We start from the raw sequence: 22,916 nt of genomic DNA on the forward strand, positions 1-22,916 counted from the left end.
GGATCACTTGGGCATCCAGGCCTGCCACTTGGTGGGGTTGGCCTCGACCCACTTCTTGGCCGCGTCGTCGGCCGACATGCCGTTGTTCGTGATGTCGTCGGCGACCGCGTTCTGGTCGTCGTTCGTCCACGAGAAGTTCTTGACGAGGTCGTACGCCTTGCCGCCGGTGTCGGCGAACTTCTGGCTAACGATCTTGTCCAGCTCGTACGGCGGGTAGTCGCAGGCGACCTTCTTGGGGTCGGCGTCGCAACCGGCGGTGTACGCCGGCAGGTTCACCTTGACGAGCTTGATCTGGTTGAACAGCCACTGCGGCTCGTAGAAGTACATGAGCAGCGGCTTCTTCTGGTCGGTGGCCTGCTTGGCCGCCTTGATCAGCGCGGCCTCGCTGCCCGCGTAGACCACCTTGTAGTCGAGCTTGAGGTTCTTGACGAGGGCCTCGTCGTTGGTGACGAAGGAGGGGTCGCCGTCCAGCAGCTGGCCCTTGCCGTCGGACTCGGAGGTCTTGAACAGGTCGGCGTACTTGTTCAGGTTCTTCCAGTCGGTGATGTCCGGGTACTTCTGCACCATCCACTCGGGGACGTACCACCCGATGACACCCTTGTTGCCGTTGGCACCGGCCTCGACGGCGATCTTCTTCTCGTCGATGTACTTCTTCTTGAGGTCGTCGTGACCCCAGTTCTCGATGATGACGTCGACGTCACCGGACTCCATGCCCTGCCAGGACGGCTCCTCGTTGAGCGTCACCTTCTGGACCGTGTAGCCCAGCTCGTGCTGGAGGAGATAGGACACGACGGCGGCGCTGGCCTCGTAGCCCACCCAGCCGTTGATGGCGATCTTCACGGTGCCCGCGGCGGACGGGGCGGCCGAGCCGCTCGCCGCCGCGCTCGGCGCCCCCGCCGCGTTGTCCTCGACCTTGGCTCCACCGCACGCCGCGGCGCTGAGCCCAAGGACGAGCACGCCGGCGATCAGGCCTAACTTCTTCATGCGTTCCTCTTCTTGTGGGGACTGCGGCGCCCGTCGGCGCCTTGCGTGATCCGGTCGAGCATGATTCCGAGCAGGACGAGGGCGACGCCTGCGGCGAGGCCCTTTCCGTAGTCCTCCTGTTGCGCGATACCGGCCACGACGTCATAACCGAGGGCGCCCGCACCGACGAGCGCGCCGATCACCACCATCGCCAGGGTCATCACGATTCCCTGGTTGGCCGCGAGGAGCAGGGAGCTCCTCGCCATCGGCAGCTGGACCTTCCACAGCAGCTGCCGTTCGGTCGAGCCCGCCGACCTGGCCGCCTCGACGACGGTCTGGGGCACCTCCCGCAGGCCGTCCTCGACCAGGCGCGCCACCACGGGCACCGCGTAGATGAGGGACGCCATGATGGCGGTGAAGCGGCCGTTGCCGAACAGGGCGACGGCGGGCAGCAGGTACGAGAACGACGGCATGGTCTGGGCGGCGTCGAGGAACGGCCGCAGCACGGCCGCGAACCGTCTCGACCGCGCGGCCCCGACGCCGAGCGCCAGCCCGACCGCGATCGTGATGACCGAGGCGACCAGCACGATCGTCAGCGTCTCCATGCCGTGCTCCCACAGGCTCAGCGCGGCGATGGCGATCAGGCAGGCCGCGGCGACGACGCCCGCCCGCGGCCCGCTCAGCCACCAGGCGAAGGCCAGTACGGCGAGCGTGACGAGCCACCAGGGCGCGCTGGTCAGCGTGTTCTGCAGCGGGTTGAGCAGCCCGTACGCCACGGCGTCGTTGAGGAAGCCGGTGAAGCCGTACCAGTTGGCCTCGATCCAGTCCACCACGTCGTTGATGGGCCGGACGATCTGGATCTCCCACTGCTCGGGGAACTCCTGCGCCAGCGCCGGGGTGAGGGCGAGGCCGACGACCGTCAGCAGGGCGAACCCGCCCCACCGTACGGCGCGGGCCCGGGCCCTGGGTCTCGCGGCGGCGCGGGTGATCCGGTCGAGCACGATGGCGATGAGGACGATCGCGATGCCGGGCACCAGCGCCGCGCCGACGTTCACCCGCGCGAGGGCCTGGAGGAGGTCCACGCCGAGGCCGGGGGCCGCGATCAGCGCGACGAGCGGGACCATCGAGAGGGCGGCCGCGATCGTCTGGTTCACGCCCAGCATGATCGTGTTGAGCGCCATCGGCAGCCGGACCTTGCGCAGCGTCTGCCACCGGGTCGCGCCCAGCGACTCCGACGCCTCGACCGCGGTCGGAGAGACCCGCTGGATGGCGAGCGCGGTGATCCTGATCGCCGGCGGGATCGCGTAGATCATCGTGGCGATCGTGGCCGACGCCGGCCCGATGAGGAACAGCAGCACGATCGGGGACAGGTACGAGAACGTCGGCATGATCTGCATGACGTCCAGCACCGGCGTGACGATCCTCCGGACGCGGGCCGAGCGGCCGGCCCAGACGCCTATCGGGATGCCGATGACGAGCGAGAGCGCGACGGAGCTGAGCGTGAGGGCCAGCGTCTCGACGCTCGCGTCCCATTTGCCGAGCACGCCGATGGCGCCGAACCCGGCGACCGACACGAGCGCGATCCGCCAGCCGCCCGCGAGCCAGCCCAGGCCCGCGGTGAGCCCGATCAGCCCGGGCCAGCCGAGCGCGACCAGGGCCGCCTGCAGCGCCGTGTACAGGTCGGCCACGAACAGGCGGATGTAGTTCAGCACGAACAGGAAGATCGGGCTGCTGTTGCGGTTCTCGTCCACCCAGTCGCGGACGTCGTTCAGGTGGTGGAACAGGCGGGCGTCGTCGTCGTGCGGCAGCGTGGCCGTGTCCTTGAAGGCCAGGTAGAGGACCACGACGGCGACGACGCCTGCGACCGGCGGCGCCCAGCGGGCGAGCCGCCTGCCGCGGGGCGCGGCGGGGACGGGCGGGGCCATCTGCACGGGCGCGGACACCACTACGCCTCCCCGGGGGCGGCCGCCGCCGCGGCGGGCGCGTCCTGGTGCTTGACCGCGCCGAGCAGGTCGACCCGGTCGACGACGCCGACCAGCTCGCCGCCGGAGACCACCCGGATCGGCCGGGCCGATGCCATGGCCGCGGGGACCGCGTCGTGGATCACCGTGTCGGCCGCCAGTTCGGGACCGTCCAGCGGCTCGTCCGGCTCGGGCGTGCGGCAGATCCAGCGCAGCGACAGGACCGTGGACTTCGGCACGTCACGGACGAAGTCGGCCACGTAGTCGTCGGCGGGCGCCCCCACCAGTTCCTCGGGGGTCCCCACCTGGACGATCGCGCCGCCCCGCATGATGGCGATGCGCTCGCCGAGCTTGAGCGCCTCGGACAGGTCGTGGGTGATGAAGACCATCGTCTTGCCCACCTCGCGGTGCAGCCGGATGACCTCGGCCTGCATGTCACGGCGGATGAGCGGGTCGAGCGCGCTGAACGGCTCGTCGAACAGCAGGACGTCGGGGTCGACGGCGAGCGCCCGGGCGAGGCCGACCCGCTGCTGCATGCCGCCGGAGAGCTGGTCGGGGTAGGAGTCCTCGTGGCCCTGCAGGCCGACCAGCGACAGGATCTGCGCGGCCTTGTCGTGCCGGGCGGCCTTGTCGACGCCCTGGATCTCCAGGCCGTACGCCACGTTGTCGACGACGCGGCGGTGCGGCAGCAGCCCGAAGTGCTGGAACACCATGCTGACCCGGTGCCGGCGCAGGTCGCGGAGCTGGGCCGGCGACATGCCCCGGACGTCCTGCCCGTCGATGGCGATCTCGCCTGCCGTGGGCTCGATCAGCCGGGTGAGGCATCGCACCAGGGTCGACTTGCCGCTGCCGGACAGGCCCATCACGACGAAGACCTCGCCGGGACGGACCTCGAAGCTCACGTCCCTGACGGCGGCGGTGCATCCCGTCTTCGCCCGGAGCGCGGCGGGCTCAAGGGCGGCATCGGGGCTTCCGATGATCCGGTCCGCCTTGGGGCCGAAGATCTTCCAGAGCCCGCGAACCTCGATCGCGGCTGTGCCCACTCTGATTCCCCTCACTTGGCGCTGGCCCGTGAGGCGGCGCGGACGCCCGGAAACGCCACAGCACGGCGGCAGGGCTCGCACCCGCGCGCCGTGGATGAAGAGCGGGGGGCCAACGACTCCTCAGTGGGCACACGCACAGGCGTTGCGCGATGCGCAACACACGTCCTGTTTGACAACAGTGATGAGGCTAGGCCCGTAGGCCCTACTTATGGTGAAAAATTCCGCCTAATCTCCATATCGTGACCGTCCAGTGATCTTTGTAACCTCCTGGACTTCAAGTAATCAGGATTCCGCCATCAACGGGGATGATCGCGCCGGTCAGGTACGATCCGGCGTCGGACGCCAGGAAGATCGCGGCGGCGACGAGCTCCGCAGGATCGCCGACGCGGCCCATGAGGACGCGCTGCTCCCGCATGCGGTCGAGATACCCGTTCGGATACTGATCGGTCATCTCCGAGGCGAAGAAACCCGGTTCGAGGCAGTTGACCCTGATGCCCCTTCGGCTCGTCCACTGCTGGGCCAGGTCCCGGGTGAGCCCGGTGAGGGCGGCCTTGGACGCGCTGTAGGCCGCCTGTGGCAGGCCGGCGGTCGTCTCGCCGAGCACGCTGCCGATGTTCACGATGGAGGAGCCCGGCCGCATCACCCGGGCGCAGGCCTGCGCCATCCAGAACGCGCCGTGCAGGTTCACGTCGACGACGTGGCGGAACTCCTCGGGCGTCTCCCGTAACGCGGGGACGGCGGTGCCCACACCGGCGTTGTTGATCAGCACGTCGACGCCGCCGAGCCCCGACACCGCGGCCTCCACGAGCGCGGAGCAGTCCTCGGGCGCCGTGACGTCGGTGGGGACGGCGACGCACCGGCGGCCGGCCTCCTCGACCAGCCGCCGGGTGCGCTCCAGGCCCTCGGCCCGGCGGGCTCCGATGGCGACGTCGGCGCCGGCCTCGGCGAGCCCGCGGGCGAACGCGACCCCGAGGCCGGAGGACGCGCCCGTGACGACGGCGACCTTGCCGTCCAGCCGGAACCGGTCCAGGATCACGCCGCCCTCCCCGCGCGCCACCGCCGCCAGGCCGCGCGGCCGCGGCGCCCCGGCCAGGCCGCGCCGGAGCCCGTGCCCGCCGCCCGTACGGTGCCGGGGCCGCGGCGGACCGGCCGCGCCCGGTCGGAGAGCGGCGCGGCCGCGTACCGGGCCGGGGTCCGCGTGCCTCGGCTCAGAGGCCGTACTCCTTGGAGATCCGCTCGTGCCGCTCGGCCTCGATGCCCACCTCGCGGGCGAGGTCGAGCCAGGCCAGCGGGTGGCTCCACTGCTCGGTCACGTCGTCGAGCACCGCGTCCAGCTCGGACGGACGGCTGCTGGGCGGGATGGCGATCCAGCCGAACACCCCGGGCAGCTGCTCCCCCGTGGCCGGGTGGGTGACGCGGTAGTTCTCGTCGCTGTAGACCCACATGGGCCAGCCGCGCTCGGCCAGCACCTCGTTGAACTCCGTCCACTCCTCCTCGGAGGGCGCGGCGCCGTCGAAGAACCAGCTCGTGTAGCCGCCCGGGCGGAGCATCGTCACCCCGGCGAACGGGACGACGAAGCTCTCCCGCTCCTTCGGGTCCTCGGGGATGGGCTCCAGCGGACGCGGGTCGATCACGACGACGTCGCCCGCGTTGTACTCCATGCCCCGCGGCTGCGGGATGGCGAGGCGGGCGGTCGCCGGGCCCGTACGGACGGCGAGCACCTCGCGCTGGCTGCCGTCGGGGGCCGGGAGGATGGCGCGGATCAGGTGCCACTCCTCCTCGATCGGGCCCTCGCCCGTCTCGATCGGCATGCCGAGCTTGGCGGCGGCGACGCGGACGGTCGCCCAGTCCTCGACGGCCGTCGACAGCACGATGAGCCGCCAGACGTCCTCCTCCTCGGCCTCGCCGGAGTCGAGCAGCGGCTGGATGATCTCGGCGGCCTTGGCGTTGTCGCCAAGCTGCTGGACGGCGCCGGACCACAGGCGCCGGCCCTCCAGAGACGGCTCGGCGGCGACGGCGGCCTCCGCCTCGGCGGCCGTCTCCTCCCAGCGCTCCCGCGCGCGGTGGAGACGGGCGCGGGCGAGGTGTCCCGCGGCCGCCGGGAGGCGGGCGGCCAGCTCCTCCACCCGCTCGTCCTGGCCGGCCTCGATCAGCAGGCCGGTGAGGTAGGAGATGTCCTCCTCGCCCGCCTGCGCGGGGTCGGCGTCCTCGGCCAGCGTCTTCCAGTAGAGGTCGGCGCCGGTCGCCGCGTACCCGAGGAAGCCGAGCGTGGTGGTGTGGCGGCGGGTCGCCTCCAGGTCGGTCCCGGACAGCGGCCATAGCCAGCCCACCCACCGCTCGGGGTCGGCCGTGCGGCCGTCCGCGGCGTCGAAGTAGGCCACCAGCTCGTCGGTGGGCCCGGGGGCGGGCAGTTCGGAGGCGCGCTCGACGGCGGCCCGCAGCTCGGCCACCCGCTCGGCGAGGCCCTCGGTGGAGGTCAGGTCGGCCAGCACGCCCTCGGCGTAGAGGGCCAGCAGACGGGCCTGCCACAGGCCCTGGCGGGCCACGGCCAGGTGCCCGGCGGTCAGCGCCAGCTCGAAGCGGGCGCGGTGGCCGCCGATGGTCTCGAAGTAGGTGATCCACTGGCGCAGGATCCGGCCCAGCTGCCAGGTGTTGGCGATGGAGCCGCTGGAGGCGAGCAGCCGGACCGTGCGGCCCCACTCCACCCACTCGCGGGGGTGGTCGCCCACCACGTCGAGGTCGGGCAGCGCGTCCACGGCCTCCTCGGTGCGGCCGAGCGTGGCCAGGACCAGCGACCGGAGCAGCGCCTCGCGGCGGCCCTTGGCCACCGGGTCGTCGGGCTTGAGTCCGGTCGAGGCGTCGAGGGCGGCCAGCGCGTCGTCCGCGCGGCCGGCGCCGAGCAGCGCCCGGGCCGAGGCGGCGCCGAGCTCCCAGCCCGCCTCACGGCCGGCGCCGCGCAGCCGCTCCACCGCGGCCTCCGCGTACGCCACGGCCTCGCCCGCCTGCCCCGCGTCGATCAGGGCCAGGACGTACTGCGTGGCCAGGCCGGAGAAGGCCAGCGAGTCGGGGCCGACGCCGTCGAGGGCGGCGCCGAGCGCGGCCAGCCGGGTGCCGGCGAAGCCGGGGCCGTCGGTGTTCGCCTGGGCCATGGCCAGGACCTCCACCGCGCCGGGCGCGGCGGGGCAGTCGCGGACGTCGTCACGCTGGGCGAACTCCACGAGCGAGGCCGCGTCCTCCAGCGCCACCGCGCCGTTGGCCCGGTCGCCGACCCGTCCGAGCAGGTGCCAGTAGCGGGCGAACAGCTCCAGCCAGGGCTGCCCCAGGCTCTCGGCGTGCTGCGCGACGGCGGGCGCCACGACGTCGAGCTGGGCGTACCGGCCCTCCAGCGCCTGCCCGGGCACGTCGCCGAGCGCCATCGCCAGCCCCGTGTTGCCGGCCTCGTGCAGTTCGCGCTGGGTGCCGCCGACCCAGGCCCAGATGTCCACGTCCATGAGAGGCCAGTCTGCCAGTTGCACGACCATGACCCAAACAGCGCCGCCCGGCCGCGTCGCCCGGGCCGGTCGTGCCGTACGTCCTGTCGCCGCGGCGGGCGGTCGCGGACGTCCCGCCGCACGACCTGTGACTCCGGCATGCCGGGCCACGCGGAGGGTCTGCGCGAGCAGGTCCACCAGCTCGGCGTGCCCGGGCGGGTCAGCGCGCGGCGGCCTGGAGTGCCTGCGTGAGCAGGTCCACGAGCTCGGCGCGCCCGGCCGGGGAGAGGACGGTGTAGGCGGCGGCCATGAGGTCGTCGGTCAGCTCCTCGGCCCGCCCCCGGCGCTTGACCTCGTCCGGCGTGGGCTCCGGATACGGCTCGGGCCAGGCGAGGAACCGGGCGGCGTCGGCACCCCGGACGTGCGTGGCCGGTGTTCCCGCCGCGGGATCCCCCGCCAGCGTCGCGACCAGCGGGTCCACGCCGTACGCGATCACGGCGGTGGCGTGCCGGGCGCCCCTCAGCTCGCGGACGAGGTGAAGGAGGTGGGCCGTGAGCGCGGGGCCGGACGCGGGCCGGGGCAGCGCCCGCCACCCGGCGAACAGCGGCGCGCCCAGCACGTCCGATCCGTCGGCGACGGCGGTGAGCAGCGCGCAGAGGCGGTCGGCGCCGTCGAAGGCGCCGAGCCTGCGCTCACCCCAGGCGTGGCAGGCGGAGGCGTACAGGCGCACCGCCTCGTCCACGGGCAGCCTCCGGCCGCCCTCCCACGACTGCTCGACGTGGCCGGGCGGGAAGAACACGGCGGCCGCCACGACGACGCCGGGATCCACCTCGCCGAGGACGCCGCAGCGCCCGCGGAAGTACATCTCCCTGGGGCCCAGGCCGGAGCGCTCGCACAGCGCCTTGACCTCCCTGGAGATCATGAAGCCGCCGCCCAGGGCGCCCACCGCCGCCTTCGTCGCCACCGCCGCGTCACGCGGGTCCATGCGCCCTCCACCTCGGTCCACTGTCCAGACTCAGCCTGGCGATCAGAACAAGGTTCTGCAACCCTTCGCGAAGGTGGGGAATCGCGGGTCAGAGGACGGCGGGGAGCTCGCCCGAGGCGACCAGGACGGCCGGGCCGGCCAGGTGGCTGGTGCGGCCGTCGAGGGTGACGGACACGGTGCCTCCCAGGACGTGGACGGCCCAGGTGCCGGTCTCCTCCCCCGCCGCGCGGGCGGCGGCCACCGCCGTGGCGACGGCTCCCGTGCCGCAGGACCGGGTCTCCCCCGAGCCGCGCTCGTGGACCCGCATGGAGACGGCGTGGTCGCCCGCCGGGTTGATCAGCTCGACGTTGACGCCGTGGGGGTAGGTCGCGCGGTCGTACCCCGGCTCCACCGTCAGGTCGAGCCCGGCCACGGGGTCGTCGATGAGACACGCCAGGTGCGGGTTGCCCATGCTGACGTTGAGGCCGTGGTACTCCCGCCCGCCGACGACGGCCGTGCCGGCGCCGAGCACCCGCGGCATGCCCATGTCCACGCTCACGTCTCCTGCCGCGCCGAGCCGGACGCGCTTGATCCCGCCGCGCGTGGCCACCCCGAACTCCCCGGGGGCGGCGAGACCGGCGTCCACCAGGTAGCGGGCGAAGACCCGGACGCCGTTGCCGCACATCTCGGCGACGCTGCCGTCGGCGTTGCGGTAGTCCATGAACCACTCGGCCTCGTCCGCCAGGCCTGCCGCCTCGGGGTCGACCTTGCTGCGCACGACCCGCAGGACGCCGTCGGCGCCGATGCCGGCCCGCCGGTCGCACAGCGCGGCGACGGCCGCCGCGGACAGGTCCAGCCGGCCGTCGGCGTCCGGGAGGATCACGAAGTCGTTCTCGGTGCCGTGGCCCTTCACAAACCGCATGTCACCGAAGTCTAGAGTCACCCGCGCCGACCGCCGCGACCGCCCGCTCCGCGAGGTCGGGGGCGTCGAACGGCAGCCAGACCACGCGGGGGTCCCGGCGGAACCACGACTCCTGCCGCCGGGCGAACCTGCGGGTGGCCCGTACCGTCTCCTCCCGGGCCTGCTCCTCGGTCCACTCGCCGTCAAGGAAGCGCAGCACCTGGGCGTACCCGAGGGCGCGGCCGGCCGTCCTCCCCTCGGCGAGGCCCTGCGCGGCCAGCGCGCGGACCTCGTCCACCAGCCCGGCCTCCCACATGCGCGTCACCCGGGTCTCGATGCGCGCGTCCAGCAGGGGTCGCGGCACCTCCACGCCGATCTGCACGCTCTCGTAGACCGCGTCGTACGACGGCATCGTGGCGGAGAACGGCCGCCCGGACAGTTCGATCACCTCGAGGGCCCGGACGATCCTGCGGCCGTTGCTCGGCAGGATGTTCGCGGCGGCGACGGGGTCGAGCGTCGTCAGGCGCTCGTAGAGGGGGGCGGGGCCGGTCTCGGCCAGTTCCTTCTCCAGGTGTGCCCGGACGTCCGGGTCGGTGCCGGGGAACTCCAGGTCGTCCAGGGCGGCCCGGACGTAGAGCCCGGACCCGCCCGCGAGGACGGGCACGACGCCGCGCGCCCGGAGGTCCTCGATGAGCGGGCGGGCGAGCCGCTGGTACTCGGCCACGCTGGCCGTCCGCGTGACCGGCCAGATGTCGAGCAGGTGGTGCGGAACGCCTCTGCGCTCGGCCGGGGTCAGCTTGGCGGTGCCGATGTCCATGCCCCGGTAGAGCTGCATGGAGTCGGTGTTGATCACCTCGCCGCCCAGCCGGAGCGCCAGCTCCACGGCCAGGTCGGACTTGCCGGCCGCCGTGGCGCCCACGACGGCGATCACCGGTAGCTGTCCCACGCCTTCAGTGTCCCAGCGTCCGCGAGGTCACGGGTCCCGGCCGCCGCGGGATCACAGGTCCCAGTCGAGCGTCGGAGGGAGGTGGCCCTCCAGCGTGAGCAGCCAGCGCTTCGACTCCACGCCGTCGCCGCCGCTGAACCCGCCCAGCCCGTTGCCCGCCACGACCCGGTGGCACGGCACGATGATCGGGACCGGGTTGCCCCCCATGATCGCTCCGATGCCGCGCGCCGGGACGCCGGTCCCGCTCCTGGCCGCCAGCTCGCCGTACGTGACGACCGAGCCGTACGGGACGGTGGCGTGGAGGGTGCCGAGCACCCGTCGCTGGACGTCCGACATCAGCCGCCAGTCGACCGGGACGCGGAACTCCCGCAGCTCGCCCCGGAAGTACGCCTCCAGCTCGGCGCGGGCGCCGGCCGTGCGCCCGGGGTCGTCGGCGACGTCCAGGCCGAGCCGCTCGACGATCCTCGCCCGCACCCGGGGGGCGTCCCGGAACGCGGTCGCGGCGACGCCCTCCTCGGTGACGGCCGCCAGGACCTCGCCGAGCTTCGTCGGCACGCTGCCGAACGCCACGGTTCCCGTCATGCCTCCATTGTCCCGCTCATCCCGGCCCTCCGGCGCCCGGGGCGGACGGGGGCGGGGATTTCGCGGGTAGGGTGGCCGCGTGCTGGTCGCCGCCGCCGTCTGCCCGCATCCGCCGCTGATCGTCCCCGAGGTCGCCGGAGCCGCCGCCCCGGAGCTGGACGGGCTCCGCGCGGCGTGCGCGGCGGCCGTGCGGTCCCTCGCCGGAGCGAATCCCGACGTCCTGGTCGTCGTCGGCGGCGCCGACCGGTCCGCCTCCTATCCGGGGGACGCGGCCGGGACGCTCAAGCCCTGGGGCCCGGACGTCCGGGTGGGCGCCGGTGATCCCGTCCTGCCGCTGTCCCTCACGATCGGCCGCCTGCTGGTCGAACCGGCGTTCCCGGCCGGGCCGCCCGGGCTGCGGTTCGAGGCAATCGCCACGGACGCCACCCCCGCCGCCTGCGCCGAGCTCGGCCACCGCGTCGCCGGGTCGGCGGCGCGCGTGGCGATGCTCGTCATGGGCGACGGCTCCGCCCGCCTGACCGAGAAGTCCCCGGGGTACGTGCACCCGGACGCCGCGCCGTACGACGCCATGCTGGCCGCGGCCCTGGGCGAGGCCGCCGCCGACCGGCTGGCCGCCCTCGACCCGGCCGAGGCCGCCGAGCTGTGGGTGGCGGGGCGGGCGGTGTTCCAGGTCCTGGCGGCCGCGGCGCACGACGCGCCGCCGGTCGCGGGCGAACTGCTCTTCCATGACGCGCCGTACGGCGTGGGCTACATCGTCGCCCGGTGGACCTGGTGACCTGACCCCGCCGCGGCCGCCCGGCCGTCCTGGGAACGCCGGTCAGCGCCGGCGCGACCGGGCCGAGGGTGGCGTGTCAACCCAGGCCTTCACCCACGGCCTTCACCCCGGGCCGCCACGGGGCCGCCCGCGTGGCCGCCACCGTGCCCGCCGCGGCCCTCGGCGTGGCCGCCGCCGTGACCGCCGTGGCCTCCGCCGTGACCTCCGCCGTGACCTCCGTGGCCTCCGCCGTGGCCGTGACCTCCGTGCCCGCCGTGACCTCCGGCGGGCTGGGCGCTCACCGCCACCGACGGCGCGGCCGACGGCGCGACAGGAGCGACCCACGGCACGGCCGGCCACACGGCCTGGGCCGTCGATACGTCCCGGGCGCCGAGCGGGACGACGAGGAGCGCGACGCAGAGCGCGCCGGCCGCGCCGTCCGTCCACCATGGCACCCGGCCCCGCTGCCTCATGATGCCTGCCTTGCAGTGACCTCCCTCTCAGCATCCCCCTACCGGCCGAGGACACCCACGGCCTCCGTGGGCGGGATCTCCCTTCTCGTGGCCGGCCGCTGTCCGAGCGTGCCGTTGGGCCGCCGCGCGCCGCGCCGCCCCCGCCTCCGCGCCCACCCCGCCGCGCCCGCCGGAACGGATGCCGCCCGGCGCCTCCACGAAAGATCTACCTGCTCGCCCGTTTCGGCACCGGGACACGCATGAGGTCGCGGGCCAGGACGACGTCCCCGTCGTACGCCTTGCGGACCTCCTCGGCGAAACGGGGCTCGTCGGCGAACGTGTAGCGCTCGGAGAAGTGCGTCAGCACCAGCCTGCGCACGCCGCAGGCCGCCGCCACCCGCCCCGCCTGGGCGGCAGTCAGGTGGCCGTACTCGGCCGCCAGCGCGGCCTCCTCCGACAGGAACGTCGACTCGATGACGAGCAGGTCCACGCCGTCGGCCAGCGCGAAGACCGCGTCGCACAGCCGGGTGTCCATCACGAACGCGGCGCTCTGGCCCGGCCGGGGCGCGCTGCAGTCCTCCAGCCGCACCACCGAGCCGTCGTCGAGGGTGACCGCGCCGTCCCGCTGGAGCACGCCGACGGCCGGTCCGCGCACCCCGCGCCGGGCCAGCTCGGCGGGCAGCATGCGGCGTCCCGCGGGCTCGTCGAGGCGATAGCCGTACGACTCGATGGAGTGCGACAGGCGGCGCGCGGTGAGCGCGACCGGGCCCGCGGGCAGCCGCGCGGACTCTCCGGCGACCGGGAGCGGCGTGATCACCGACGTGTCGCCGAAGGAGGTGGCGTGGCGCAGCCGCTCCCAGTAGGCCTCGCCCACGGCGGGGAAGACGGCGCGCACCTCGTGCGTCACCCTGTCGCGGGCGATCCGCTGGACGACCCCGGGGACGCCCAGGCAGTGGTCGCCGTGGAAGTGGGTGACGCAGATCCAGGTGAGGTCGTGGGCGCTCACACCCGCGTGCAGCATCTGCCGCTGCGTCCCCTCGCCCGGGTCGAACAGGAACCCCTCGCCGTCCCACAGGAGCAGGTAGCCGTTGTGGTTGCGGCGCCTCGTGGGCACCGCGCTCGATGTGCCGAGGACGACGAGTTCGCGAAGGGACACATCGCAGATGCTAGGCACGCGCGGCCCCGGCCGCCCGTGCCGGGGTTCAGGGGCCGTCGTACGGCAGGAGCCGGATCCGGCTCCCGGCGTCGTACGGGATGACGAGCGTGCCGCCGCCGCGCCAGACGCGGGGCCAGCGGGGGCCGGTGGGCCAGTCGGCGGGGATCAGGAACAGCCGGCCGCCCGACTCCGTCAGCAGCCGCAGGTGCCGGTAGCGGTAGAGGTGGCGGCGGCCCTTGGCCGGCGGCAGCCGCGTCTCCGTCACCCCGGCGAACTCCGGGCCGAGGTCGAGGGGCTCGGTGGTGTCCAGCACGACCTCGGGACGGGCGGCCAGCCCGGCCACGAAGTCGGCGGCGCGGCCCCTCCCGTACGCCACCGCGTAGCTCGCGCTGGCCCAGAACAGGCTCGCGACCGCCAGCGAGACCACGGCGACCGCCGCCGCCCGCTCCAGGAGCCGCTGCCGATGGGCGCGCCGCCAGGTGACGAGCCACCGGCCGTACGCGGCCACCAGGGCGCCGGCGCCGAGGCAGACGGGGCTGGTGCCGGGGGTCTCGGTGGCCGCGACGTCGGGGACGAGCGTCCCGAGCGCGCCCCGGGCCACCAGGACGAGCCCGGCGGCCAGCAGGGCCCATCCGGCCACCGTGAGGACGCGTCCCCGCCCGGCGGGGGCCGCCCGCTCGCGCCGTACGAGCCGGGCGAGTTCGACGTGCCCCCACAACCCGAGCAGGGTCGCGAGGAACAGCGCGGCCAGGGGGAACCACAGGGCCTCCGAGCCGTAGAGGAGGACGGCCCGTGTGGACAGGTCGAGGAGGTCCAGGTCGAGGCCGAACTCCGCGAACCGGCGGCGACCGGCCACGTAGCCGAAGTAGAAGAGCAGGCCGACGGCGATGCTGGGCGGGACCGCCCCGATGCCCACGGCCTGGGCGAAGGACGCCAGCCTGCGTTCCAGGGGGCTCGGCTGGGCGCCGCCCTCGTCGTCACGGCCACCCGCGTGCTCGTGGTCCCCCGCACGCCCGCCTTCGCGGCCCCCCGCACGCTCACCGTTAGAGGCACCCCCGCGCCCGCCCACTCGCTCGGCCTCACGGCCATCCGCGTGCTCGACGTCGAGAGCCGTCCTCGGCGAAGCCACGCCTCCGGGCCGCGTGCCGGGCTCGTCCTCCGCCACCGGCTCAGCCTACGTCGGAGCCGGTGGGGGTGGGCGCGATCGCCGGGTCCGTCACCCCGGGATCGGTGGACGGAGGCGGCGTGGCCGCCGTGTCGCAGGGTTCGCTGAGGACGCCCGGCGTGTACCCGCCCGCGCAGTAGTAGAGCGGCACGCTGTACTGCCACGTGACGGTCACCGGATCCGACTCCGACGGGTGCGCCTCGTCGGGGAGGCTCTCGCACGCCGGGGTGTCCCGGCCGGTGCACCGCTGCTCCAGCGTCACCTCGAGCCGGGCCGCCGAGTCCGCGTCCCCCCGGCCGTAGAACATGAGCAGGCACACCGGCCCGCCGGGCGCGAGCACGGACCCCTCGCACGGCGAGGCGACCGGAGCCGGCGCGGGGCACAGGACCGCCCCCGATCCGAGCGTGAAGACCCCCGGAACGTCCTCGGCGAGGTGCAGCCGCGCCACCCGGGCCGTCCCCAGGCTCTGGGCGGACAGGGTCAGGCACAGCGTCCCCGGCGAGTTTCCCTGCGGCGCGCTGAAGTCGCCGTCGAGTGTCGGCCCGGAGGTGAGCGTGTAGCGGCCGGGCCGCCCTCCCCCGCCACCGCCCGCGCCCCCGCCCTGACCCCCGCCGGACGAGGAGTCACCCCCCGAACCCTGCTCGCCGCCGGCGATGGCGGGCGAGCTCATCGCGGCGACGGGTGTCGAGGCCCCGCCGTCCGCGTCCTCCTCGCTCGGATCGCAGCCGAGAAGGGCGGCCCAGGCGAGAGCCGCGACGAGCAGCACGGCGTTCACACGCGTCCGCGTCGATCCCATGCGGCGATCGTGACGCCGGGGAGACGGGACGGCATGAGTACCCCCGTACTCAAAAACCCCGCGCTCCGGGCGTATCAGACGCGGACCTCGAAACTCCTTAGGGGCATGGAGGAACCACGGGGAGGGTGGCCGTTCGGCGGGCGGCCGGAGGAGCTCGTTCTGGTGCGCGACGGCCTCCGCGGCGGGCGACGTGGGGCCGTCGTCGCGGGTGCGGCGGGGACGGGGAGGAGCCGTCTGGCGGCCGAGGCCGTCCGCCGCCTCCCGCACGCCTGGGTGACCGGTACCCCTGAGGGCCGGTCGCTGCGCTTCGGCGCGTTCGCCCACCTGCTCCCGGGGACGGCGGCGGACTCCCTGAGCCGGGCCGTCGAGGCGATGCGGCCCGCCCGCGTGCTCGTCGTCGACGACGCCCACCTGCTGGACGAGGCGTCCGCGGCCCTCGTGCACCACCTGGCCGCGCAGCGGCGCACCCGGCTGCTCGTGACGGTCCGGTCGGACGAGGCGGCCCCCGAGGCGGTGGCCGGTCTGTGGCGGCGGCACGTCCTGCCCCGCCTCGACCTCGGCCCGCTGTCCGCTCAGGAGACGGGCGACGTCCTCGCGTCCGCCCTCGGCGCGCACGTGGAGGACCTCACCGTACGGCGGCTCCACCGGCTCAGCGGCGGGAACCCGCGGCTGCTGCGCGAGCTCGTCGCCGCCGTACGGGAGGACGGCGGCCTGGAGCGGGTCGGGAGCGTGTGGCGGTGGCGGGGCGAGGTGCCGGTGACGGGCGTCCTGCGGGAACTCGTGACCGCCATGATCGGGGACGTCGGCGAGGCGGAGCGGGAGGCGCTCGAACTCGTCGCCTTCGCCGAACCGCTCTCCCTGCCCACGTCGCCCGCCCCGGCGGCCGGCGCGGCGGGCCCGTCCGTGGCCGTGCTGGAACGGCTGGAGGCACGCGGCCTCCTCCTCTGCGACGACGACCTGCGGGTACGGCTGGCCCACCCGCTGCTCGGCCCCGTCCTCCGCGCCGGGGTCGGGGCGTTGCGCGCCCGCCGCCTCGCCCGTACGGCCGGGGCCCGCCCGGCGGCGGACGCCGAGACGAGGGCACGGCCGACAGCGGACGGCGAGACCGAGGCGCGGTCGGCGGCGCACGCCGAGACCGGTGCGCGCCCGACAGCGGACGGCGAGACCGGGGCGGGACCGTCCCGCGCCCCCGCGTGCCCGGGCGGCGGCCGGGACCTGTCACCCGGCCCGGCGCTGGCGGCCCAGACCGCCCGGATCACGACGCTGGTGTACGCCGGGCAGATCCCGCAGATCACGCCCGGGGTGGGGGAACGGCTCGCCGAGGACGACGCGGGGTGGGACGAGCCCCTGATGGCGGACTTCTGCGCCCGCCGCGCCTGGCTGGCCCGGCTCCGCGGCGAGCTCCGCGAGGCGGTGGCGTGGAGCGGCGAGGGGGTGCGGCGTTCGCCGGCGCATCGGCCCAGTCTCGCCGAGCTCGCGTGCGCGTCCGCCCACCTGGGCGACGTGCGGGCGGCGGAGGACGCTCTGGCCCGATGTGGTGACGACCCCTCCGCCCGCGCCTGGGTCCTGGCCGCCAGGGGCGACCTCGCCGGCGCCCGCCGGTCCGCGCTGGAGGCCGCGCAGGGGCGCCCCGGCCCGGAGGCGAACCTGCGCGGCGCCCAGCCCGGCGGCTCAGGGTCCAGGGCGGAGGCCGCGCACACCGGGGTACCTCGTCCCCGGGCCGCCCTCGGCGGGCCGGTGGCCCAGGCCGCGGAGGGGCCCGCCACGGCCGGCTCCGGCGATCTGTTCGCGCTGCACGACGTCGCCCGTTTCGGGGCGCCGGACCTGGTGGCCGGGCGGCTGGCGCTACTGGCCGACACCGTGCGGGGCGACCTCGCCCCTGTCCTGGCCGAGCACGCGGCGGCGATGGCGGACGGGGACGCGGCGGCGCTGGACAAGGCCGCGCGGCGGCTGGCCGACCTGGGCCTGCTGCTCCATGCCGCCGAGGCCGCGGGGCACGCGGCGCAGGCCCACCCCGGCGGGCGAGCGGCCGGCGCCTCGCTGGCGTACGCCGCGACCCTGGCCCGGGCCTGCCAGGGGGCACGCACACCTGTCCTGGTCGACCTCGCGACCCCCGGCCTCACGCCGCGGCAGCGGCAGATCGCCGGGCTCGCCGCCGCCGGGCTCACCAACCGGGAGATCGCCCGCCTGCTCGGCCTGTCGATCCGCACGGTCGCCAACCAGCTGTGCCGTGCCTACGAGCGCTTCGGCACGAGCGACCGCGCCTCCCTCGGCACGCTCCTGAGCCTCGCCTCGCACAACGACTATTGCGCAAGAGACATTGCGCAATAGTCGTTGCTGAGCAAGACTGAGGGCATGGCGAACAAAGAGATCCGTCAGGTCACGGACTCGCGGGTGCTGGCGGCGCTGTCCCACCCGCTGCGACGGCGGCTGATGGACATCCTCAAGGTCGACGGCCCGTCGACGGCGAGCGTCCTGGCCGAGCGCACCGGCCAGGCCGTGGCGAACGTGAGCCACCACCTGCGCGTCCTGGGGGCGTGCGACCTGATCGAGGAGGCGCCGGAGCTGGCGCGCGACCGGCGGGAGCGCTGGTGGCGGCTGGTGTCGCCGGGGCTGCGCTGGTCGACCCGGGACTTCGCCGACGACCCCGCCGCGCTGGCGGTCGCCGCGGCTGCCGAGTCGCTGAACCTCGACTACCACATGAACACGGTCCGGGCCTGGTACGCCGCCCCCGAGACCGACCGGGACGCCTGGGAGGGCGGCCCCTTCTCGACCGACAAATGGCTGCGGCTGACGCCGGGCGAGCTGGCGGAGCTCGCACAGGAGGTCATCGCCCTGCTCGACAGATGGGCCACGCGCGAGGCGCCGGACGACGGGCAGCGGCGCGAGCCCGTGTTCGTCTTCGCCCACGGCGTGCCGGCCCAGCCGTGAACCCGCGAACCGCCGGGGCCGGAGACTCCCGCGCGGCCGGGAGCCCTGACAGCGGCGCGCCGGGGAGCCCTCACACCGCCGCCGCGGCCGGCTCCCCGACCGGAGCTCCGAGGCGGTGCCCGTCCGCTGATCCGGGCGGCCCGGCGACCCGGCAACCCGCCGGAGACGGCACGGCCCCGCCGCGGCGTCCCGGAGAGGGCAGGGTCTCGCCTCGCCGGCCGGGGTGGGGCGGGGGTCTGCCACGGGACTTCCGGCTGCTGTGGATCGGCCAGACGACCAGCAGGCTCGGCAGCTCGGTGAGCGCGGTCGCGCTGCCCCTGGTGGCGGTCGCGACGCTGGGCGCGGGACCTCTGGAGGCCGGGATGCTCGCGGCCGCCTCCTGGCTGCCGTGGCTGCTCATCGGCCTGCCGGCGGGGGCGTGGGTCGACCGGCTCCCCCGGAGGCCGGTCATGCTCGCCTGCGACGCCGTCTCGTGCGCGCTCTTCCTGAGCGTCCCGGTGGCGGCGTGGTGCGGCGTCCTCGCCATCGGGCACCTGCTGGTCGTGGCCTTCCTGTCGGGGATCTCGGCCGTGTTCTTCCAGACGGCCTCCTATGCGTACCTCCCCGGTCTGCTGCCCGCGGACGAACTGGCCCGCGGCAACGCGCGCCTGGTGGGCGGCGAGTCGGCCGCGAACATCGCGGGCCCGGGTGTGGCCGGGCTGCTCGCGCAGGCCGCGTCGGCGGTGGCGGGCGTGCTCGCGGACGCGGCCAGCTTCCTGGTCTCCGCGGTCCTCCTGACCCGGATCCGTACGGCGGAGGCGCCGCGCCCGCGCGCCGACCGGACCGGCCTGCGGCGGGAGATCGCAGACGGGCTGAGGTTCGTCGCCGCGGACCCCTACCTCCGCGTGCTCACGGCCGTCGGGGCGACGGGCAACCTCGCGCTCACCGGCTACCAGAGCGTCCTCGTCGTGTTCCTCGTCCGCGTCGTCGGCGTGAGCCCGGGCGCCGTCGGCTTCCTGATCGCGGGCATGAGCGCCGGGGGCGTGATCGGGGCGTTCGGCGCGACCCGGGTGACGCGCCGGTTCGGCACGGCCCGCGGCCTGCTGCTGTGCCAGCTCGGCACGGCTCCGTTCGGGCTGCTGATCCCCCTCGCGGGACCGGGATGGAGGCTGTCCTTCGCGGTGGCCGGGGGCGCCGTGGTCATCGCGGGCGTCACCGCGGGAAACGTGATCAAAGGCAGCTTCCGGCAGGCGTATGTGCCCTCGCACCTGCTCGGCCGCGTCATCGTCTCGATGCAGTTCCTCAACTACGGCACGATCCCGGTGGGCGCACTCGCGGCCGGCGCGCTCGGGGCCGCCCTGGGCGTCCGCCCCACGATGTGGATCACGACGGGTCTCCTGGCCGTCTTCGGTCTGATCCTGCTCATCGGCCCCCTGCACCGCCGCCCGGACCTGCCCGTTCGCCCCGAGGACGAGCCCCGGCAATTCGCGTCATCCGAATAACGCCAAATCCCATAATTTGCTTTTAAGTAATGCCCTGCCCGCTCAGAACGCCTCTTTTGCCGCACCGGGGAAATAGGGGAAATCGAATCCGCAGGGAAGGCCGTCCGTGCACACTGATTGAGGAATATCACGGGGAATCCTCACGGAAGAATCACTACATTGCCGGACTTCTCACCAACAGCTCGGCACCGCAGGCAGGGCCGACCATTTCTGGCCATCGCGGGAGTCGCCGGAGTCGTCGCCGTGGCGGGTCTCGGCATCGTCCTGGCCGTCGTCTCCGGAGACCGGTCCCCCGCGGCCGTCACGGTTTCGGCCGGCCCGCACAGCCCGTCCCTCGGCGTCCTGGGGGAGGACGCGACGGCCGCTCCGCGGCCCTCACCGACCCGCCAGGACACGCGCAGGACCGCCACCCCGGCCCACGGCGGCACCGCCCGGCCGACTCCGGCGGTCTCCCCCGCCCCGTCGGCACGGGCCGTCCCCACGCCGATCCCGGTCATCGGCCGTGACGATCACACGGGCGTGACGGCTCCGCGCGGGCACTCCTCGCTGAGGGGCGGGGGCACCCCGAAGGCGCGCCGGTCCCCGGCGGCGCATCGGGCGCGGCCCCGTCCGCTCACCGATCAGACGCCGCCCGCGGAGGACTCCACGCTCGCCGCCGACGACCCGGCGGCCGGCGCACCCCCGGACCGTACGGCGAAGCGGGAGGGGGCCCCCGCGCCGCCGCCGGACCTGCCGGAGCAGGCCACCGCGCCGCCCGCGCGGATCGCCGACCCCTGCGCCCGGTACGCCATCGGCGACCCGCGCAGGGACTACTGCTACCAGATGCTCGACCAGCTCATGGGCGGCTGACCGAGCCGGTCACGGGCCGGCGGGACGCCAGGCGGCGGAGCAGGCGGCGGAGCAGGCGGACAGGAGACGTCAGACGGGGGCGTCAGACGGCGGAGCAGGCGGACGGCTGGGCCGGAAGCGGGGCCGGGCGGCCGATGCCCGGCATGCCGAGGCTGACGGCCGTCCCCTGCGCGGGCGCGCCCTGCCGCGACTCCCACGCGTCGCCGGCGCGGGTCCGCCGTACCGACAGGACCTGGTCGGCGACCAGATGGTGCGGCGCGGCGTAGGTCACCTCGACGGTGACCATGTCCCCGGGGCGGGCGTCTGCGGCGGCCAGGTGGACGAGCCGGTTGTCGGCGGCGCGGCCCGACAGCCGGTGGGTCGCGCCGTCCTTGCGGCCCTCGCCCTCGGCGACCAGCACCTCCAGCGTGCGGCCGACCTGCGCCTTGTTCTCCTCCCAGGAGATCTCCTCCTGGAGGGCGACCAGCCGCTCGTACCGCTCCTGGACGACCTCCTTCGGCACCTGGCCGTCCATGGTGGCGGCGGGGGTGCCGGGGCGGATGGAGTACTGGAACGTGAAGGCGTTGGCGAACCGGGCCTGCCGCACGACCTCCAGGGTCTGCTGGAAGTCGTCCTCGGTCTCACCGGGGAAGCCCACGATGATGTCGGTGGAGATCGCGGCGTCCGGCATGGCGGCGCGGACCCGCTCGATGATGCCGAGGTAGCGCTCGGACCGGTACGACCGGCGCATGGCCTTGAGCACCCGGTCCGACCCGGACTGCAGCGGCATGTGGAGCTGGTGCATGACGTTCGGGGTCTCGGCCATGGCCGCGATCACGTCGTCGGTGAAGGCCGCGGGGTGCGGCGAGGTGAAGCGGACCCGCTCCAGGCCCTCGACGTCGCCGCAGGCCCTCAGCAGCTTGCCGAACGCCAGCCGGTCACCGAACTCCACGCCGTACGTGTTGACGTTCTGGCCGAGGAGCGTGATCTCCAGCACGCCCTGGTCGACGAGCGTGCGGACCTCGTTCAGGATGTCGCCGGGACGGCGGTCCTTCTCCTTGCCGCGCAGCGACGGCACGATGCAGAACGTGCAGGTGTTGTTGCACCCGACCGAGATGGCCACCCAGGCGGCGTAGGCCGACTCGCGCTTGCTGGGCAGCGTCGAGGGGAAGGTCTCCAGGGAGTCCTTGATCTCGACCTGGGCCTCCTGCGCGATCCTGGCCCGCTCCAGCAGCACCGGCAGCGAGCCGATGTTGTGGGTGCCGAACACGACGTCCACCCAGGGGGCCCGCCGGACGATCTCGCCCTGGTCCTTCTGCGCCAGGCAGCCGCCGACCGCGATCTGCATCCCCTCGCGGGCCGTCTTGATCGGACGGAGGTGACCCAGGTTGCCGTACAACCGGTTGTCCGCGTTCTCGCGGACGGCGCAGGTGTTGAACACGACGACATCGGCCGTCTCCCCCTCGGGGGCAGGGACGTATCCGGCGTCCTCCAGCAGCCCGGACAGCCGCTCGGAGTCGTGCACGTTCATCTGGCAGCCGTAGGTCCGCACCTCGTAGGTCCGGGTCGCGTCCTCGGCGCCCTGAGTGGTCGCAGTCATGGCACTACAAGCGTAGGCGCTCCCCCGCCCCCGCCTGTACGGACCGGACGCGGAAGCGGGCCGTGATGGTATCGGTACCGGGAGATTAGTGACTTGGCGATATTGACCGACCTACGTTGTTGACCATGACGGATACCGGTGGATCCGCCCCGCTAGTCAGGCTCGAGGGGGTCAACAAGCATTTCGGCCCGTTGCACGTGCTCAAGGACGTCGACCTGAGCGTGGGACGGGGAGAGGTCGTCGTCGTCATCGGCCCGTCGGGCGGCGGCAAGTCCACGCTGTGCCGAGTCGTCAACAGGCTGGAGACCATCGACTCCGGCACGATCACCTTCGACGGCCGCGAGCTTCCGGCGGAGGGACGGGCCCTGGCCCGCCTCCGGTCCGAGGTCGGGATGGTGTTCCAGTCGTTCAACCTGTTCTCGCACAAGACGATCCTGGAGAACGTCACCCTCGGCCCGACGAGGGTGCGGAAGGTCCCCCGGCAGCAGGCCGAGCGGCGGGGCATGGAACTGCTCGAACGCGTCGGCATCGCCTCCCAGGCCGGCAAGCACCCCGCCCAGCTGTCCGGAGGCCAGCAGCAGCGGGTGGCCATCGCCCGCGCCCTGGCGATGGACCCCAAGATGATCCTTTTCGACGAGCCCACGTCGGCCCTCGACCCCGAGATGGTCCAGGAGGTCCTCGACGTGATGACCGGCCTGGCCCGCGACGGGATGACGATGATGGTGGTCACCCACGAGATGGGCTTCGCCCGGCGGGCGGCCGACCGGGTCGTCTTCATGGCGGACGGCCAGATCGTCGAGGAGGGCGTGCCCGCCGAGTTCTTCACCCGGCCCGCCAGCGAGCGGGCCAGGGACTTCCTCTCCAAGATCCTCTCGCACTGACCGGGGCCGTGGCCCGCGGCCCGCGGTCCCCGCCGCGACGCC

19 protein-coding genes are annotated in these 22,916 nt (G+C 74.3%); 6 read left to right on the forward strand and 13 right to left on the reverse strand.

All coding sequences use genetic code 11. The features are described from left to right. Nucleotides 1-3: 3 nt before the first annotated feature. The 9 genes from Mco01_RS03235 to Mco01_RS03275 all read right to left on the reverse strand — a co-directional run bounded on the left by Mco01_RS03235 (nucleotide 4) and on the right by Mco01_RS03275 (nucleotide 10,830). Nucleotides 4-984 carry an ABC transporter substrate-binding protein gene (locus Mco01_RS03235; protein WP_204055382.1) on the reverse strand — a complete coding sequence of 327 codons (981 nt, stop codon included), beginning with the start codon at nucleotides 982-984 and terminating at the stop codon, nucleotides 4-6. Continuing rightward, nucleotides 981-2,906, reverse strand: a complete 1,926-nt coding sequence (locus Mco01_RS03240) for an ABC transporter permease (protein ID WP_239103297.1) — start codon at nucleotides 2,904-2,906, stop codon at nucleotides 981-983. The genes Mco01_RS03235 and Mco01_RS03240 overlap by 4 nt, the downstream gene beginning before the upstream one ends. Before the next feature lie 2 nt (nucleotides 2,907-2,908). Beyond that, complete coding sequence (locus tag Mco01_RS03245) at nucleotides 2,909-3,967, reverse strand: quaternary amine ABC transporter ATP-binding protein (RefSeq protein WP_307825554.1); 1,059 nt, start codon at nucleotides 3,965-3,967, stop codon at nucleotides 2,909-2,911. Between the two features lie 274 nt (nucleotides 3,968-4,241). Beyond that, entirely contained in the window at nucleotides 4,242-5,003 is a 762-nt protein-coding gene (locus Mco01_RS03250; protein ID WP_239103299.1) for an SDR family NAD(P)-dependent oxidoreductase, read from the reverse strand. A 172-nt stretch (nucleotides 5,004-5,175) separates the two neighbouring features. Next, a complete protein-coding gene (locus Mco01_RS03255; RefSeq protein ID WP_204055383.1) occupies nucleotides 5,176-7,458 on the reverse strand; it encodes a tetratricopeptide repeat protein in 2,283 nt (760 codons plus the stop codon). A 199-nt stretch (nucleotides 7,459-7,657) separates the two neighbouring features. After that, the gene (locus tag Mco01_RS03260) at nucleotides 7,658-8,422 is read right to left on the reverse strand and encodes an SCO6745 family protein (protein ID WP_239103300.1); all 765 of its coding nucleotides are present in this window, start codon (nucleotides 8,420-8,422) and stop codon (nucleotides 7,658-7,660) included. Nucleotides 8,423-8,510: 88 nt separating this feature from the next. After that, the gene (dapF, locus tag Mco01_RS03265) at nucleotides 8,511-9,323 is read right to left on the reverse strand and encodes a diaminopimelate epimerase (protein WP_204055384.1); all 813 of its coding nucleotides are present in this window, start codon (nucleotides 9,321-9,323) and stop codon (nucleotides 8,511-8,513) included. A 1-nt stretch (nucleotide 9,324) separates the two neighbouring features. After that, complete coding sequence (gene miaA / locus Mco01_RS03270) at nucleotides 9,325-10,248, reverse strand: tRNA (adenosine(37)-N6)-dimethylallyltransferase MiaA (RefSeq protein ID WP_239103301.1); 924 nt, start codon at nucleotides 10,246-10,248, stop codon at nucleotides 9,325-9,327. Between the two features lie 51 nt (nucleotides 10,249-10,299). Beyond that, nucleotides 10,300-10,830: a methylated-DNA--[protein]-cysteine S-methyltransferase gene (locus Mco01_RS03275; protein ID WP_204055385.1), complete on the reverse strand. Its 531-nt coding sequence runs from the start codon at nucleotides 10,828-10,830 to the stop codon at nucleotides 10,300-10,302. A 79-nt stretch (nucleotides 10,831-10,909) separates the two neighbouring features. Between Mco01_RS03275 and Mco01_RS03280 the strand changes: the two genes are divergently transcribed. Then, nucleotides 10,910-11,605: a class III extradiol ring-cleavage dioxygenase family protein gene (locus Mco01_RS03280; RefSeq protein WP_204055386.1), complete on the forward strand. Its 696-nt coding sequence runs from the start codon at nucleotides 10,910-10,912 to the stop codon at nucleotides 11,603-11,605. A 657-nt stretch (nucleotides 11,606-12,262) separates the two neighbouring features. Here the strand turns inward: Mco01_RS03280 and Mco01_RS03285 are convergent. The 3 genes from Mco01_RS03285 to Mco01_RS03295 are packed head-to-tail and all read right to left on the reverse strand — an operon-like array spanning nucleotide 12,263 to nucleotide 15,153. Then, nucleotides 12,263-13,192, reverse strand: coding sequence for a ribonuclease Z (locus Mco01_RS03285; protein ID WP_204055387.1), 930 nt, complete (start codon nucleotides 13,190-13,192; stop codon nucleotides 12,263-12,265). A gap of 46 nt (nucleotides 13,193-13,238) precedes the next feature. Continuing rightward, nucleotides 13,239-14,357, reverse strand: coding sequence for a hypothetical protein (locus Mco01_RS03290; RefSeq protein ID WP_204055388.1), 1,119 nt, complete (start codon nucleotides 14,355-14,357; stop codon nucleotides 13,239-13,241). Nucleotides 14,358-14,361: 4 nt separating this feature from the next. Then, on the reverse strand, nucleotides 14,362-15,153 hold the full coding sequence (locus Mco01_RS03295) for a hypothetical protein (protein WP_204055389.1): 792 nt from the start codon (nucleotides 15,151-15,153) through the stop codon (nucleotides 14,362-14,364). Between the two features lie 162 nt (nucleotides 15,154-15,315). Between Mco01_RS03295 and Mco01_RS03300 the strand changes: the two genes are divergently transcribed. The 4 genes from Mco01_RS03300 to Mco01_RS03315 all read left to right on the forward strand — a co-directional run bounded on the left by Mco01_RS03300 (nucleotide 15,316) and on the right by Mco01_RS03315 (nucleotide 20,414). Then, the gene (locus Mco01_RS03300; protein WP_204055390.1) at nucleotides 15,316-17,484 is read left to right on the forward strand and encodes a helix-turn-helix transcriptional regulator; all 2,169 of its coding nucleotides are present in this window, start codon (nucleotides 15,316-15,318) and stop codon (nucleotides 17,482-17,484) included. Nucleotides 17,485-17,508: 24 nt separating this feature from the next. Further along, the gene (locus Mco01_RS03305) at nucleotides 17,509-18,084 is read left to right on the forward strand and encodes an ArsR/SmtB family transcription factor (RefSeq protein WP_204055391.1); all 576 of its coding nucleotides are present in this window, start codon (nucleotides 17,509-17,511) and stop codon (nucleotides 18,082-18,084) included. Continuing rightward, nucleotides 18,000-19,565, forward strand: coding sequence for an MFS transporter (locus Mco01_RS03310; protein ID WP_204055392.1), 1,566 nt, complete (start codon nucleotides 18,000-18,002; stop codon nucleotides 19,563-19,565). Before Mco01_RS03305 ends, Mco01_RS03310 begins: the two co-directional genes overlap by 85 nt. Before the next feature lie 243 nt (nucleotides 19,566-19,808). Continuing rightward, nucleotides 19,809-20,414: a hypothetical protein gene (locus Mco01_RS03315; RefSeq protein ID WP_204055393.1), complete on the forward strand. Its 606-nt coding sequence runs from the start codon at nucleotides 19,809-19,811 to the stop codon at nucleotides 20,412-20,414. A gap of 82 nt (nucleotides 20,415-20,496) precedes the next feature. On the opposite strand, the gene miaB is transcribed toward Mco01_RS03315, so the two are convergent. Next, nucleotides 20,497-21,993 carry a tRNA (N6-isopentenyl adenosine(37)-C2)-methylthiotransferase MiaB gene (gene miaB / locus Mco01_RS03320; protein ID WP_204055394.1) on the reverse strand — a complete coding sequence of 499 codons (1,497 nt, stop codon included), beginning with the start codon at nucleotides 21,991-21,993 and terminating at the stop codon, nucleotides 20,497-20,499. A gap of 125 nt (nucleotides 21,994-22,118) precedes the next feature. On the opposite strand from miaB, the gene Mco01_RS03325 reads away from it, so the two are divergent. Further along, entirely contained in the window at nucleotides 22,119-22,874 is a 756-nt protein-coding gene (locus tag Mco01_RS03325) for an amino acid ABC transporter ATP-binding protein (RefSeq protein WP_204055395.1), read from the forward strand. The last annotated feature ends 42 nt before the right edge of the window (nucleotides 22,875-22,916 follow it).

Origin of the sequence: Microbispora corallina (assembly GCF_016863035.1) — a bacterium.
Classification (GTDB): Bacteria; Actinomycetota; Actinomycetes; order Streptosporangiales; family Streptosporangiaceae; genus Microbispora; species Microbispora corallina.